General features: G+C 63.1%; 14 protein-coding genes and 1 pseudogene. 1 reads left to right on the top strand and 14 read right to left on the bottom strand.

Annotation, left to right across the window (positions count from 1 at the left end; translation table 11 throughout):
- Positions 1 to 15: 15 nt before the first annotated feature.
- A complete protein-coding gene (locus ABX74_RS19005; protein ID WP_047889468.1) occupies positions 16 to 1,425 on the bottom strand; it encodes a WS/DGAT/MGAT family O-acyltransferase in 1,410 nt (469 codons plus the stop codon).
- Positions 1,419 to 1,844, bottom strand: a complete 426-nt coding sequence (locus tag ABX74_RS19000; RefSeq protein ID WP_020969221.1) for an HAD-IA family hydrolase — start codon at positions 1,842 to 1,844, stop codon at positions 1,419 to 1,421. The genes ABX74_RS19005 and ABX74_RS19000 overlap by 7 nt, the downstream gene beginning before the upstream one ends.
- A gap of 55 nt (positions 1,845 to 1,899) precedes the next feature.
- Between ABX74_RS19000 and ABX74_RS18995 the strand changes: the two genes are divergently transcribed.
- Positions 1,900 to 2,493 (top strand): Rv3235 family protein, encoded by a 594-nt coding sequence (locus ABX74_RS18995; RefSeq protein WP_020969220.1) that lies wholly within the window; start codon positions 1,900 to 1,902, stop codon positions 2,491 to 2,493.
- Between the two features lie 52 nt (positions 2,494 to 2,545).
- On the opposite strand, the gene secA is transcribed toward ABX74_RS18995, so the two are convergent.
- The 12 genes and pseudogenes from secA to ABX74_RS18940 form a co-directional block, all read right to left on the bottom strand.
- Positions 2,546 to 5,389, bottom strand: a complete 2,844-nt coding sequence (gene secA, locus ABX74_RS18990; RefSeq protein WP_019747784.1) for a preprotein translocase subunit SecA — start codon at positions 5,387 to 5,389, stop codon at positions 2,546 to 2,548.
- A gap of 130 nt (positions 5,390 to 5,519) precedes the next feature.
- Complete coding sequence (gene hpf / locus ABX74_RS18985) at positions 5,520 to 6,200, bottom strand: ribosome hibernation-promoting factor, HPF/YfiA family (RefSeq protein WP_003940893.1); 681 nt, start codon at positions 6,198 to 6,200, stop codon at positions 5,520 to 5,522.
- Between the two features lie 175 nt (positions 6,201 to 6,375).
- Positions 6,376 to 7,107, bottom strand: coding sequence for a ComF family protein (locus ABX74_RS18980; RefSeq protein ID WP_047889467.1), 732 nt, complete (start codon positions 7,105 to 7,107; stop codon positions 6,376 to 6,378).
- Positions 7,108 to 7,140: 33 nt separating this feature from the next.
- Positions 7,141 to 8,919, bottom strand: a complete 1,779-nt coding sequence (gene lpqB, locus ABX74_RS18975; RefSeq protein WP_020907106.1) for an MtrAB system accessory lipoprotein LpqB — start codon at positions 8,917 to 8,919, stop codon at positions 7,141 to 7,143.
- On the bottom strand, positions 8,916 to 10,673 hold the full coding sequence (gene mtrB, locus ABX74_RS18970) for an MtrAB system histidine kinase MtrB (RefSeq protein WP_047889466.1): 1,758 nt from the start codon (positions 10,671 to 10,673) through the stop codon (positions 8,916 to 8,918). The genes lpqB and mtrB overlap by 4 nt, the downstream gene beginning before the upstream one ends.
- Complete coding sequence (gene mtrA, locus ABX74_RS18965; RefSeq protein WP_003941013.1) at positions 10,670 to 11,347, bottom strand: MtrAB system response regulator MtrA; 678 nt, start codon at positions 11,345 to 11,347, stop codon at positions 10,670 to 10,672. Before mtrA ends, mtrB begins: the two co-directional genes overlap by 4 nt.
- Before the next feature lie 116 nt (positions 11,348 to 11,463).
- Entirely contained in the window at positions 11,464 to 12,105 is a 642-nt protein-coding gene (locus ABX74_RS18960) for a dTMP kinase (protein WP_020907105.1), read from the bottom strand.
- Between the two features lie 80 nt (positions 12,106 to 12,185).
- Positions 12,186 to 13,664, bottom strand: coding sequence for an adenosylhomocysteinase (gene ahcY, locus ABX74_RS18955; protein ID WP_021332564.1), 1,479 nt, complete (start codon positions 13,662 to 13,664; stop codon positions 12,186 to 12,188).
- A 60-nt stretch (positions 13,665 to 13,724) separates the two neighbouring features.
- Positions 13,725 to 14,366: a TetR family transcriptional regulator gene (locus ABX74_RS18950; protein ID WP_021332563.1), complete on the bottom strand. Its 642-nt coding sequence runs from the start codon at positions 14,364 to 14,366 to the stop codon at positions 13,725 to 13,727.
- Positions 14,367 to 14,414: 48 nt separating this feature from the next.
- Positions 14,415 to 14,597, bottom strand: coding sequence for a rubredoxin (locus tag ABX74_RS18945; protein WP_003940894.1), 183 nt, complete (start codon positions 14,595 to 14,597; stop codon positions 14,415 to 14,417).
- Positions 14,594 to 14,779, bottom strand: a complete 186-nt coding sequence (locus tag ABX74_RS29985; RefSeq protein WP_003940827.1) for a rubredoxin — start codon at positions 14,777 to 14,779, stop codon at positions 14,594 to 14,596. Before ABX74_RS29985 ends, ABX74_RS18945 begins: the two co-directional genes overlap by 4 nt.
- A pseudogene (locus ABX74_RS18940) lies at positions 14,779 to 15,035 on the bottom strand (alkane 1-monooxygenase); the annotation flags it as partial. The pseudogene ABX74_RS18940 and the gene ABX74_RS29985, both read right to left, overlap by 1 nt.

Here is a 15,035-nt window from a genome sequence, read left to right as displayed (position 1 = left end):
CTTCATGCTCGTTCGTCACCGACTCGCATCCGTCAATTCCTCGAGTGACTCGAAGATCAGCGAACGAACGACGTCGACGTCCGACATCGCGTCACGGTCGGCATTCAAACCGTAGTAGACATTTCCGTCGTACGACGTCAGGGCGATGCTGAGTGTCTGATTCTTGAGCAGTGGCGACACCGGATACATCTCCAGCATCCGAGCCCCACCGAGGTAGAGCGGGAACTGTGGCCCTGGCGCATTGGTGATCATCAAGTTGAACATTCGCTGCGACAGACTACTGGCCGCACGGGAGCTCATCGCATGCAGCGTCGCCGGCGCAAACCCGGACATTCGCACCATCGTCTGCGCGGTGACCCGCCGACCCTGACGCGCGAATGCCTCCGTCGCATGCGCCACGTGAGAGAGCCGAACAACCGCGTTGGGTTCACCGACAGGCAGGTCGATGAGGAACGACGAAACATGCCCCGGCGCCTGCGGATCGTCGACGTCGGGACTCTCGGGGCCGTCCGTGTACACCGACATGGGCACCATCGCCCGCACGATGGTCGCCTCGGTCACCGGCTCACCACGCGAGAGCAGCCAGTTCCGCATCGCACCTGCGATGACGGTGAGAATCACGTCATTGATCTCGCACCCGTACCGCGCGCGAATACGTCGATAGTCCTCGAGAGACGTCTTGGCCACCGCAAGGCGTCGATTGCGCGAGATGCTGGCGTTGAGCGGGCTCGACGGGGCCACCTGGGTCGCCGTTCGAACCACTTCCGCGAGTTTCCCGAGTGCACTCACAGCCTCGGTGACGGATGTGGTCACGTCGTTGAACGCAGCACGCGCCCGCGCGATCCCCTCCCCCGGGCTCGTCACGAGATCTGCCATTGCACTGACCAACAAGCTGGTATCGCTCGGTGGCCTGGCGGGCATCCACAATTCTTCGGGGCCTGGCGCTCGATTCTTCTCCGGATCGAAGATCACCTGACTGATCTCTGGAGCCGCCTCGCCGTCCACCAACGACGAATGAGACTTCGTGAAGATGGCAAATCTGTTTCTGCTCAGCCCCTCGACCAGGTACATCTCCCACAACGGCCTCGTGCTGTCGAGGGGTCTCGACGTCAGCCGCGCGATCAGATCCATCAGCTGTTCGTCGGAACCTGGTTTGGGCAGAGCCGATCGGCGTACGTGATAGGTGATGTCGAAATCCGAGTCGTCCACCCAGACGGGGCGGGCCAGGCCGAACGCCACCTCACGCACTCGCTGGCGGTAACGCGGAACCGATCCGAGCCGCTCTTCGACCAGACGAAGCAATTCCTCGTGATCGATCCCGTTTCGCAGTTGCCTGAAGATCCCCAACGAGCCGACATGCATCGGCGTCGTCCCGGCTTCGAGGAAGTAGAAAGCAGCATCCTGAGTCGTCAGTCTGTTCACCATGGCTTCGTGTCCCCTCCTTCGCCGAGATCGAACAGAATCGACAACTCCTCGATGGTCGATTCCGAGCCGACGTGGTGGACCCCGACCATCCCGACCGCCACCGCCGCCCGGACGTTGATTTCGAGATCATCCACGAAAACGAAGTCCTCCGGCTCGACGCCCAAACGACTCGCCGCCAATAGATAGATCTCGGCGTCGGGCTTCGCCATCTCGACATCACCGGACAAGATCACGTCGTCGACCAAGACCCCGTCTCCGAGATCCCGCAACCACTGAGCATTGGCACCGCCGGGATCGTTGCTGACGATTCCCGTCACGATTCCGCGGGCCTTCACCGCGCGCACGACCGCGCTCAAGCCGTCGAGATCCGATCCCGGACCGAACAGCACGCCACCGACATCCAACAGAAGTCCCCGCACGCCATCACCCTAAGTCGCGATGGTGATCACGGCGACATCTCGAGCGTTTCGTGTCATGCTTCTCACCATCGCTCGGGGGAGCGAAGTCCGAGACGACCATCTCGGACGCACGATCATCCGGGGGGATGTCATGGAGCAGGACTGCACAATCATTCTCGAGCCGGCACCACAATTCGAGCCTCACGCGCATACCGTCGCGCTTACGCGGCCGCAGTGCCGACCCGACCGAGCGCAGTGCCGAACAGACCGAATGCTGCGTCGCCCACGAAAGTCGCCACACAACGGGACGTCGCCCAGTGCCGGTTTCACTCACGTGCTGGAACCGCAGTTGGCGGGTGCCGACATCTTCTGGAACCGATCGCTTCGCCTGGTTCTCGAAACCGTCGACCGGCGACGAAATCCGCGGCAACTCAAGGGCGTATTGACGCCGTCCGTCCTGGAAGTTGTTGCGCGACTTTATACTTCGGAATTTTCTGCCCGGAAGCTGGGCGGCGCGGCCGTTCACCGCACCCACGTTCAAGCAGTGTCGAAGAGTACCGCCGAAGTCTGTGCGACGTACACACGAGGCACGCAGACATTTGCCGTCGCGGGTCGGATCGACCATACAGACGGAACAGGCTGGACGGTCACCGCACTACACGTGGTGTGACCGTCCAGCCTGCTGAGTACTAACTGCGCTGGTAGCTCAGCTGTACTGAACCTCAGCGCTTGCGCTTGGACTTCGGAGCTCGATTGCTCTTCGACTGCGTCCGTGCTGCTTCACGACGTTCGCGGCGCGAGGCGGCCCCGTCACCGGAGTCGGCGGCCGAGTCCCGCGTTGCCTTCGCCTTGCCGTCCTCGTCCGGGCCGGTGTACGTCAATCGCGACGGACCTTCGTCGTCAAGTCCCTTGGCGCGCAACGCCGTCGGGGCAGCAGTTCCGGTTGTCCTGGCTGCAGCTTCCTGCGTCGGGAGCGGCTTGGGCGCCGTGGCGGACGCCGCAGCGGCCGAGCCGGCCGTGACGGAGATTCCGCTCGCGGGCTGCGCCGGAGCTGCCTCGACCTGCAGGTTGAAGAGGAATCCGACGGACTCTTCCTTCAATCCGTCGAGCATGCCGATGAACATGTCGTAACCCTCGCGCTGGTACTCGACCAGCGGATCGCGCTGGGCCATCGCACGCAGACCGATTCCCTCCTTGAGGTAATCCATCTCGTAGAGATGCTCACGCCACTTGCGGTCCAGGACCGAGAGGAAGACACGACGCTCGAGTTCACGCATACCGTTTTCGCCGGCGATCGCATCGATCTCGGCTTCGCGCTTCTTGTACGCCGCGTGGGCGTCTTCGAGCAAAGCGGTTCGCAGGTCGTCACGGCTCAGGTCACTGTTGATGCCTGCGCCGTCCTCCCCTGCCAACGTCTTGTGATCGATGCCGACCGGGTAGAGCGTCTTGAGCGCGGTCCACAGCTGCTCGAGATCCCAGTCCTCGACGTATCCCTCGGCGGTGGCACCGTCGACGTAGGCGGTGACCACGTCAGTGATCATCTGCTCGACCTGGCCCTCCATGTCCTCACCCTCGAGGATCTGGCGGCGCTCCTTGTAGATGACCGTTCGCTGCTGGTTCATGACCTCGTCGTACTTGAGGACATTCTTGCGAATTTCGAAGTTCTGCTGCTCGACCTGAGTCTGAGCGCTCTTGATGGCCTTCGAGACCATCTTGGCTTCGATCGGGACGTCGTCGGGAAGGTTGAGGCGCGTCATGATCGACTCGAGTGCCGAACCGTTGAAGCGGCGCATGAGCTCGTCACCGAGCGAAAGGTAGAACCGCGATTCGCCGGGATCACCCTGACGTCCGGAACGACCGCGCAACTGGTTGTCGATACGACGCGATTCGTGACGCTCGGTGCCCAGAACGTACAGGCCGCCGGCGTCGCGGACCTTCTCCGCGTCTGCCTTGACCTCAGCCTTGACCTCGTCCAGGACTGCGTCCCAGGCTGCTTCGTACTCGTCCGGCGTCGTGACCGGATCGAGGCCCTTCTTGCGCAGCGCGATGTCCGCGATGATGTCCGGGTTACCACCGAGAACGACGTCGGTACCGCGGCCGGCCATGTTGGTCGCGACGGTGACCGCACCGGAGCGACCGGCCTCGGCGATGATGGTCGCTTCCTTCTCGTGGAACTTCGCGTTGAGGACGTTGTGTGCAACGCCGCGCTTGGTGAACTGCTTGGACAGGTACTCCGAGCGCTCGACGCTGGTGGTACCGATCAGGACGGGCTGGCCGTTCTCGTGGCGCTCGACGACGTCGTCGACCACCGCGTCGAACTTGGCTTCTTCGGTCTTGTAGATGAGGTCGCCGTTGTCGACTCGGACCATCGGGCGGTTGGTCGGGATCGGGATCACACCGAGGGTGTAGGTCTGGTGAAGCTCGGCAGCTTCCGTCTCGGCGGTACCCGTCATGCCCGACAACTTGTCGTACAAACGGAAGTAGTTCTGCAGCGTGATGGTGGCGAGAGTCTGATTCTCCGCCTTGATCTCCACCTTCTCCTTGGCCTCGATCGCCTGGTGCATGCCCTCGTTGTAGCGGCGGCCGACCAGCACGCGGCCGGTGAACTCGTCGACGATGATGACCTCACCGTCGCGGACGATGTAGTCCTTGTCCTTGGTGTAGAGCTCCTTGGCCTTGATCGCGTTGTTCAAGTAGCTCACCAGCGGAGAATTCGCGGCTTCGTACAGGTTGTCGATACCGAGCTGGTCCTCGACCAGTTCGACGCCCGCCTCGTGCACACCGATGGTGCGCTTGCGGATGTCGACCTCGTAGTGGACGTCCTTCTTCAGCAGCGGCGCGATGCGAGCGAACTCGCTGTACCACTTGCTGGAGCCGTCGGCCGGACCCGAGATGATGAGCGGGGTTCGGGCTTCGTCGATGAGGATCGAGTCGACCTCGTCAACGATGGCAAACGCGTGGCCACGCTGGACCAGGTCGTCCAGCGAATGCGTCATGTTGTCGCGCAGGTAGTCGAAGCCGAACTCGTTGTTGGTGCCGTACGTGATGTCGGCTGCGTAGGCGACGCGGCGCTCAGCCGGCGTCATACCCGAGAGAATCACACTGGTCTCGAGGCCGAGGGCGCGGTGAACGCGACCCATCCACTCGGAGTCACGCTTGGCGAGGTAGTCGTTGACCGTGACCACATGGACGCCGTCACCGGCGATCGCGTTGAGATAGGCCGGAAGAACACAGGTCAGGGTCTTGCCCTCACCGGTCTTCATCTCGGCGACGTTGCCGAAGTGCAGGGCCGCGCCGCCCATGATCTGCACGTGGAAGTGCTTCTGGTCGATCACGCGCCACGACGCCTCGCGGGCCACGGAGAATGCCTCGGGCAGCAACTCGTCGAGGGTTTCCCCGGCGGCGTAGCGCTCACGGAACTCGGTGGTCTTGGCTTTGAGTTGCTCGTCTGTCAGGCCTTCGACATCGGGCGACAGAGATTCCACATGCTCGGCGATGTGCTTGAGCCGCTTGACCATGCGACCTTCACCAACACGGAGCAGCTTCGATAGCGACAGCGACGGCACAGTCTTCTTCGTCCTCAATCTTCGGCGACAGGGGTCACACACTGAAAATCCGGCCGGGGTCCGAAAACTCCGGCCGGATTCCATGGTAGGCGCTACCGGCGGCGAGCGAGCAAACCCACCACCGATTGGGTCATGTCAGGCGGATCAATCCGTAGTCGAAAGCGTGACGACGGTAGACGACGGACGGCTTGTCCGACTCCTTGTCATGGAAGAGAAAGAAGTCGTGTCCGACCAGTTCCATCTCGTACAGAGCGTCGTCGATGGTCATCGGCTCGGCCGGGTGATCCTTCGTGCGGACCACGCGTCCCGGGCCGTCGTACTCGTCCGGCTCTTGGCCGTTCAGCGAAATGTCCGGTGTGACTCCGAGCGAGTCTGCGTCGACGAGGGAGGCGGTTGCCTCCGCGACGGACACCGGTCGCTTGTCGCCGTAATGGACCTTCTTGCGGTCCTTGGTTCGACGGAGGCGACTCTCGAGCTTGTCGATCACCGATTCGAAGGCGGCGTAGAAGCTGTCTGCGGACGCTTCGGCTCGGGCCACCGGGCCTTTACCTCGAGCGGTGATCTCGACGCGCTGGCAACTCTTGGCCTGTCGTCGGTTGCGTTCATGTTGGAGTTCCACGTCGAAGTGGAATATGGAGGGGTCGAAGTGTTCGAGTCGCGCCAGCTTTTCCGAAACGTAGATTCGGAAGTGATCGGGGATCTCGACATTTCGTCCCTTGACTACGACGTCGGATCTCGGAGCTGCGGCATTCTCGGAACGCTCGATGGTGGCGTCCTCGATGAAAAACGAGGCTTGCGAAGGGGTCGTCACTCGTACCTCCCAATTACGGCCCCGCCCCACGGTGGGCGGCGGCAAATTCTGCAAGTACCGAGAGGGGATCCGCCCGGCACCAGTATCGAAGTACCACCTCCTACCAGTATTTTCGGGTGTGCCGCCGACGCTAGTACGTAACGCGCGCGAGTGCCACTGTTCCAACGAAATTCATCTAAGCCCCTGCAAGAACAAGCACGAGAGTTGTCCGAATCCCACTGAGCGCGAGAGCCCGAACCGACTCTGCCGCAGTCGCTCCCGTGGTCAGGACGTCGTCGAGCAGGACGATGTCGCCGTCCCCGACAATCGAAGAGACTGCAGTGGTGTCGAGAGACACATGACCGTTCACATTGGTCACCCGGTCGGCCGCGGACAGTCCGACCGAGTCACGTACGCCTCGCGTCATCCGGAGAATCGGACAGACACGTACCGGACACCCCTCGACAGAACCAACTTCCCGCTTTTCGCGCACACTCTCGGCTATCCGGCGAACCGGATCACCCCCGCGAGAACGCGCCGCTCGGGCGCGTGTGGGAGCCGGCACCAGCATGATCGGCGTACGACCCCCGCCGCCGACCTCTCCCCACCGTTCCAGAGTGCCCAATGCACCGGCCACAGCGATCCCCAGAGGCGTTGCGAGGTCTCGACGACCCCGTTCCTTCATCTCGATCACACTGCGCCGCCTGGGGCCGTCGTAGCGGCCGAGTGCCCAGACCGGCACGCCCGGGTCTACGCGCGGACTCAATTGAACCGGATGGTCACGCAGCAGTTCCGCGCACTCACCGCACCACAGTGTCCCCGTGCGGCCACACCCACCACACTCGCGTGGCAACAGCAGATCGAGCAATCCGGCACCGAATTTCTTGTCCCCCATGGCCGAATCATGAATCAGAGCACCGACATGCATCAGAGCACAGACATGCACCAGAGCACCGAGACGTCAGCCGGGTAGAACCGGAATCGCCTTCTGTCCGGTCAGCACAGTCACTTCACGCCAGCGTCGATCCCCGGCGGGGTCGTTGTTGTTCAGTTGGAACACCGCACGCGCGTCGGCGACGTACTCGGTGGTCGGCGACGCATCGACGGAGGTGACGGGAGCGGTCAGGTTTCCACTCGGCAGCGCGTCCATTCGTGAACCGTCTATCGCGACCTGGACGACCGGTATGTCGGCTCCACTGCGAGCGATCACGATGGTGTCGCTGTTGCTCCAGTCGAGTGAGAGCGCGGTACTGCCCAAGCCGGACGCCACAGCACGCGGACTCGTCAGGGCGTAGACCCCGCTGGGTGTGCGCACGACCACGGCCAGGTAGACCTTGCCGTCGATGATCATCGCGGCTCGCACGCCGTCGCGAGAGAGACGCAATTCCGAGATCGTGGAGCCGACCGACGTCAAGGCCCCGACATCGACGTTGGTGACCGACACCCGACCGGTTCCTGGTTCGCGGACGACCCGAACGACGGTATTGCCGTTCACCGCCGCCCAGACCGCGTTGTTGTCGAGTTCCCACGAGGGCCGGGTGATGGCGCTGCCTTCGAGCACCGGAGCGGAACCATCGCCGTATGTACCGAGCGACAAGTCGAACCGGGTGGCTGGATCCGGCCGAGCGGTGTCTGCGACGGCTGCGACCAACTTGCCGTCCCGCGAGAGAGCAGCCGCCGTGAGGTTGCCCGCATTGCCCGCGAAACCGGGCACCGGAGTCGCCTCCTGCTCGCTGACGCTCACCAGTGAACCGTTGCGCAGTGCGTGCAGTCCGACGGTCGCACTCGTGGTGGCCAGCGGGTTGGTGGACGCGACGTCGGCGGTGGTCCAGCCTTCCGCATGAGCCGCGTCCAGCGGTTCGCCGTCGATCTCCAGAACGTACGGTCCCGCGACATCGGCATTGGCGAGCGTCCAGATGACTTGCGCTGCAAACAAACCGCGCGTCGCAGCATCCATCGGATTGTCCAGACGGAAGTTGATGCGCACACCGCCGAGACCGACTCCGACCTGTCCCGGCTTGCCGTCGGCCTTGGTGATCGGACCGATCACCGACACGCCATTGCCGAGTTCGTTTCGTACAGCCGGCGCCAGCGCTGCCTTCGGTCCGTCGATCATGAGGCCGATCAGCTGAGCTGCCACCTGGTCCTGTCCGCCGGAGATCCAGCGAAGGTCGGGGACGACTGTCTGGCTGGTCGGGTCGAGGAAGAACAACGACTTCCGCTGATATGCGCCGAGGAACTGCGGGCGCTCCATGATCACACCGGGTGGCAGATCGCTGATACGCCATTCGCCATCGGTCAACGTCAGCGTCATCTTCGCTTCGAAGCTGCCCTCTTCGGGGACGTACAGCCCGCCGGGGTCGAGGCGACCGACCTTGTTCACACGAATCGTGTACACCGCTTCGGAACTGGTTCGCGACGCCGACAGGGTGTCGATCTTGTCGACGATGACGGCACTGGCCGCGTCGTCCCAGCGCGCCGACGCGTCTTTGGTGAGGTACTGACGGGCTGCGGCATGCCGGTTGGACGGATCGGTACTCGCCTTGACGAAGTCACGTACCAGCAAGTCCGGCTCTCGCCCCGAGGCCGGTGATTCGACGGAGGTTCCGGGCACAGCGGTTGCCAGAGTTCCGATTGCCTGCGGCGAGGAGGATTCCGGCAAACTCGCGCACGCGCCGGTCAGCAACAGCACGCTGAGCGTCGTTGCGAGAAGTGCCAGACGGCGGCGGGTTCCGATCATGATCGATCCCCACCGTTGGACTCGTTCCGCGAGTCCGATTCGCGCGGAGTCGGCAGGGACGACGTGACCTCGCCGACGGTATCGGCGACGATGTCGGCTTCGCTCGGGGTGCGGACGAACTTTGTGGTCGTCGGCTTGAGAGGCAGTGGGCTCGACACGACTTTCTTGCCACGGGTGCGCGAGAGCGTCAGCCGGAAGCAGGCGCCGACTCCCGGTTCGCCCCAGGCCTCGAGCTTGCCGTCGTGCAGATTCGCGTCTTCGACGCTGATCGCGAGGCCGAGTCCGGTGCCGCCACTGCGGCGCACGCGGGACGGGTCCGATCGCCAGAACCGGTTGAAGACCAACTTCTCCTCGCCCGGACGCAACCCGACGCCACTGTCGCGGACGATGAAGGCGAGGGCATTGTCGTCGGCGCGAAGGCGAAGCAGAATCGGCTTCCCCTCACCGTGGTCGATGGCGTTGGCCAGGAGATTTCGCAGAATGCGTTCGACGCGGCGCGGATCGACATCTGCCATGACGGGCTCGTCCGGCATGTCCACGATCAGTTCGGTGCCGGATTCGCGGGCGAGATGGCGAACTGTGGAAACGGCCGCTCGCGCACACATACGCACGTCGAGTTGTTCGGATGCGAGTTCCGCGACACCGGCGTCGTGGCGGGAGATCTCGAGGAGGTCCGCCAGAAGCCCCTCGAACCTGTCCAGCTCGGCGACAAGCAGTTCCGACGACCGACGCAGCATCGGATCGAGGTTTTCGCTGCCGTCGTAGATCAGGTCGGCTGCCATGCGGACCGTGGTCAGAGGTGTGCGGAGTTCATGGCTGACATCGGAGGTGAAGCGTTTCTGGAGACTGCCGAACTCCTCCAACTGGGTGATCTGTTTGGACAGACTCTCGGCCATCTCGTTGAAGGACATGGCCAAGCGCGCCATGTCGTCCTCGCCGCGGACCGGCATTCGTTCCTTGAGTCGGCCGTCTGCGAAGAGTCGGCCGTCTGCGAAACGCACCGCGATTCGTGAGGCCGATCGGATGGGAAGCACGACCTGCCTGGCAACCAACAGCGAAATCGCAGCCAGGAGCACCAGCAACACGGCTCCACCGATCAGCAGGGTGCTTCGAACAAGCGACAGACTCCGGTCTTCGCTTGCGAGCGGGAAGATCAGGTACAGCTCGAGTCCCGATATCGACGACGCGGTGGGGCTACCGATGATCAGCGCGGGACCGGAGTAACCGTTCGGGTTGGACACCGTCGCGAATTGGTAGCTGATCTGGCCGCGTTTGACGAACTCGCGCAGGTTGTCTGGGATTTGATCGACCGGTCCCGAACTCGTCGGCTGGCGCGGCCCGTCCCCAGGCACGATGAGCACCGGGTCGAAGGTGCCGGCCGACCCGGAGGCCTGGCCCGAGGTCTGGTTGCGACGGCTTGTCAGTCCGGATGCAGCGCTTTCCAATTGAACGTTGAGCGCCGTCGAATCGTCGACGCCCGCGAGTTGGTCTTCGACGATGCCGCGGGCACGGTCCATTTCCTCGGTTGCCGCGGTGATCTTCGTTTCCAACAGTCGATCGGTGATCTGGCTGGTCAGCACGACACCGAGAATGACGATGACGATCAAGGACAACGTCAAAGTCGAGACGACCACTCGCAACTGGAGCGAGCGTCGCCACGTGTGCGCGAGGGTGTTGCTCATCGAGTGACACCACCGCAGAAATGGCGTCAGCCGTCGATTGAGACGACGACGCCACCTGGAAACTCCGCTCACGGCGGTCCGGCCTTGTAGCCGACCCCCCTGACCGTCAGAACCACTTCGGGATTCTCGGGATCAGTTTCGACCTTGGCGCGCAAACGCTGAACGTGCACGTTCACCAGACGGGTATCGGCGGCGTGGCGGTATCCCCACACCTGCTCGAGAAGGACTTCACGGGTGAACACCTGGCGCGGCTTGCGCGCCAATGCGACCAGCAGGTCGAATTCGAGTGGTGTGAGCGAGATCTGCTCGCTGCCGCGGCTGACCTTGTGCGCCGGAACGTCGATCACGATGTCGGCGATGCTCAGCAGCTCGGCCGGTTCCTCTTCGGTGCGGCGCAGGCGAGCGCGAACTCGCGCCACCAATTCCTTCGGCTTGAACGGCTTCATGATGTAGTCGTCCGCACCGGATTCGAGGCCGAGCACGACGTCGACGGTGTCGGTCTTGGCCGTCAACATCACGATGGGCACACCGGAATCCGCACGCAGAACCCGGCATACGTCGATCCCGTTCATTCCGGGAAGCATGAGATCGAGCAGGACGAGATCGGGGCGCGTCTCACGCACTGCCGCGAGCGCCAGGGTTCCGTCGCCTACCACGTAGGGATCAAAACCCTCACCACGCAGCACGATCGTGAGCATCTCGGCGAGTGCCGTGTCGTCGTCGACAACCAGAATCCTTGGTTTCATATCCCTATCGTTGCATCTCGGAGCGATGAATCAGACCGTTACGAGGCCGTGCGGCGTGCCGCGTCTTTCCCTCTACTGTGCCGGAAAGTTCGAATCCCGGCTGCCAGGGTGACCGATCACGCGAAATCCGCGAGCCTGCGTGCCAGATCTGCCGGGTCCGTCTCCGGCCCCACGATCCACCAGGGTGAGGCCCAGTTCGTCGCTGCCAACTGCTTGTAGAGCTCACCGGTTCTGGCCTGCAGACCGCCGTCGCGCTCGTAGGCGTCGAGCTGACGCGACGCGTCCTGGGCCTCACGGGAGCGGGCGCGCTGCTCGGCCAGGGCTACCGGCACGTCGAGGTACAGCTGCAGATCGGGAGCGGGGAGAGCGAGTCGACCCAACTCCAATTCACGGATCCAGGCGACCATCTCGCCGTCCACGCCCTGATGCACGCGCGCCGCGTTGTAGGCAGCGTTGGAGGCAACGTAGCGGTCGAGGAGAACAATGTCGTTGGCGGACAACAGTTCCGAGATCCGATCCGCAGCACCGGCGCGGTCCAAGGCGAACAGGACTGCCATCGCGTTCACGGATTCGGCCAGGTCTCCGTGTGATCCTTTGAGCGCCTCGGCAGCAAGATCCGCGTGGATCGACTTTCCGTACCGCGGAAAATCCAGAGTCGCGATCGACGTGCCGCCGCGGCGGAGTTCGGTCTCCACTTTGCCGATCAACGTTCGCTTTCCAGCTCCGTCGAGGCCTTCCAATGCCACCAGTGTTCCCACGGCGGACAAGCCTATCCCCCGGCCTGCTTGCGCAGACCGGGGGACGGCGGGCACTACATTCTCAGCGACGAATCGCCGGGTCAGTAGCGGTAGTGCTCCGGCTTGTACGGGCCTTCGACGTCGACGCCGATGTACTCAGCCTGATCTTTCGTGAGCTTGGTCAGCGTGCCACCGAGTGCCTCGACGTGGATCTTGGCGACCTTCTCGTCGAGGTGCTTCGGGAGGCGGTAGACCTCGTTGTCGTACTCGTCCGGCTTCGTCCACAGTTCGATCTGTGCGATGACCTGGTTGGAGAAGCTGTTGCTCATCACGAACGACGGGTGGCCCGTCGCGTTGCCGAGGTTGAGCAGGCGGCCTTCGGACAGCACGATGATCGAGTGGCCGTCGGCGAAGGTGAACTCGTCGACCTGCGGCTTGATGTTGATCCGCGTGACGTCGCCGGACTTCTCGAGGCCTGCCATGTCGATCTCGTTGTCGAAGTGACCGATGTTGCCCAGGATGGCCTGGTGCTTCATGGCCTTCATGTGCTCGAACGTGATGATGTCCTTGTTACCGGTGGACGTGATCACGATGTCGGCCCAGCCGATGGCCTGCTCGACTGTCTTGACCTCGAAGCCGTCCATGAGCGCCTGAAGGGCGTTGATGGGGTCGACCTCGGTGACCGCGACGCGAGCGCCCTGGCCACGAAGTGCCTCGGCACAACCCTTGCCGACGTCTCCGTAACCACAGACCAGCGCAGCCTTGCCGCCGATCAGAACGTCGGTGCCGCGGTTGATGCCGTCGAGCAGCGAGTGGCGTGTGCCGTACTTGTTGTCGAACTTGCTCTTGGTGACCGAGTCGTTGACGTTGATCGCGGGGAACGTGAGTTCACCGGCAGCGGCAACCTGGTACAGACGAAGAACGCCCGTGGTGGTCTCCTCGGTGACACCCTGGACGGACTCGGCGATCGCAGTCCACTTGCCCTTGTCAGCGGCGAGCGACTGACGCAGAAGCGCAAGGAAGACCTTGTACTCGTCGGAATCCTGGTCGTCGTCCGTCGGCGGCACGACGCCGGCCTTCTCGAACTGTGCGCCCTTGAGCACCAGCATGGTGGCGTCGCCGCCATCGTCGAGAATCATGTTGGCGGGCTCGCCCGGCCAGGTCAGCATCTGCTCCGCTGCCCACCAGTACTCTTCGAGGGTTTCACCCTTCCAGGCGAAAACCGGAACGCCCTTGGGCTCTTCCGGGGTGCCGTGCGGACCGACGACGATGGCGGCGGCAGCATGATCCTGCGTGGAGAAGATGTTGCACGAAGCCCAGCGGACCTCGGCGCCGAGCGCCGTCAGCGTCTCGATCAGAACCGCGGTCTGAATGGTCATGTGCAGCGAGCCGGAAACGCGAGCGCCCTTGAGCGGCAACACCTCTGCGTATTCGCGACGAAGCGCCATGAGGCCGGGCATCTCGTGCTCTGCCAGACGGATTTCCTTGCGACCGAACTCCGCGAGCGAAAGATCTGCAACTTTGAAGTCGATGCCGTTACGGCTCTCGGCCACGGGCGTTGTTGAAACTGAGGTCGTCATCTGCCTCTCCTGGTTGACGTGCAAACTATGCACAAGCCTATCGGTGTACCAGGCTATCGGTTAGACGCCCTCTCCCGCCCGCCCCTCTACTGCGCGACCCTCTCGCGCCACGTCGATGAATGGCCCGAGCAATGTGCCCAGATCCTCCGCCACCGAAACCTCGGACTCCGGCGGCATCGAAATGTAGCTGAGCCCGAGACGCGCAATCGCCCTGGCCAGAATCCCGGCATCGGCGGGTGACGCCTGAATCCACCCTCGCTGGAAGCTCTCCGCAAGCCGCGACGACGCGCGTTCGATGATGACCGCGCTGTCAGTGGTGATCAGGCGAAGAAGGTCCGGCTTGGCCTCACCGGTGAGCAGAGAGATCACCAACGGGTCGGTTGCGCTGGAGGCGAAAAACGAGCCGAAGCCCGCCGTCAATGCCTCGACTGCACGTCCGTCGTTCGCCACCATGGCCTCGTCCACCGCATCGACGAATCCGTCGGCAAGGCGAAGCGCGTATGCCTCGGCAAGCCCTTGCCTCGAACCGAACTCGTTGTAGAGCGTCTGACGACTCACACCGGCATGCTTGGCCAGAACTGTCAGCGTCACCTCGGACCAGTCACGCTCGGTCAACAACTCACGCATCGAATCGAGCACCGACGTACGCAGCAGCAGGCGCGACGCTTCTTTCTGCGGCAGACGAGTTGGCGTCGAAGTCATGGTGACGACACTACCGCCGCGCTCAGGTCCGTTCGACGCCGACGCAACTCACCGCCGCTCGACCTCCACCATGAAGAAGTCGCTCTTCGCCGCGCCGCAGTCCGGGCAACTCCAGTCTTCGGGAATGTCGTCCCAGCGAGTTCCCGGTTCGATACCGTCCTCCGGCCAGCCGACTGCCTCGTCGTACTCGAAGCCGCATTGCGCGCACTGATACAGCTTGTAGTCGTTCATGATTCACTCCCCGCCGTTGCCGGCATCGGCTCGAAGTCCAGCTTTTCCCTCACGCCGCAGTCCGGACAGCACCAGTCGTCCGGCACGGCATCCCACGGCGTTCCTGCCGGAAACCCTTCTCGTGGTGCACCCTTCGACTCGTCGTAGACGTATTCACAAACCGGGCATCGGTAGCTGCTCATCACGCTGCTCCGTATCGGGCGAGAATGCGATCACGCTTGGACGGCTGAACGTTGACTCGGGTGATGTCACCGCCGTAATGGGCAAGGACCTTGGGATCCATTACTTTTCGCCACAGCGGCGGAACGTAGGCGAGCATGATCATGCTCGCGTACCCACTGGGCAGGTTGGGCGCACCGTCCATGCTTCGAAGCGTCTGGTAACGACGTGTCGGGTTCGCATGATGGTCACTGTGACGCTGGAGGTGATACAGGAAGA

Source organism: Rhodococcus sp. ARP2 (assembly GCF_001029585.1).
GTDB classification, from domain to species: domain Bacteria; phylum Actinomycetota; class Actinomycetes; order Mycobacteriales; family Mycobacteriaceae; genus Rhodococcus_F; species Rhodococcus_F erythropolis.
The sequence above is the reverse complement of the archived record's forward strand: the minus strand, read 5'-3'. Positions and strand labels throughout refer to the sequence as shown.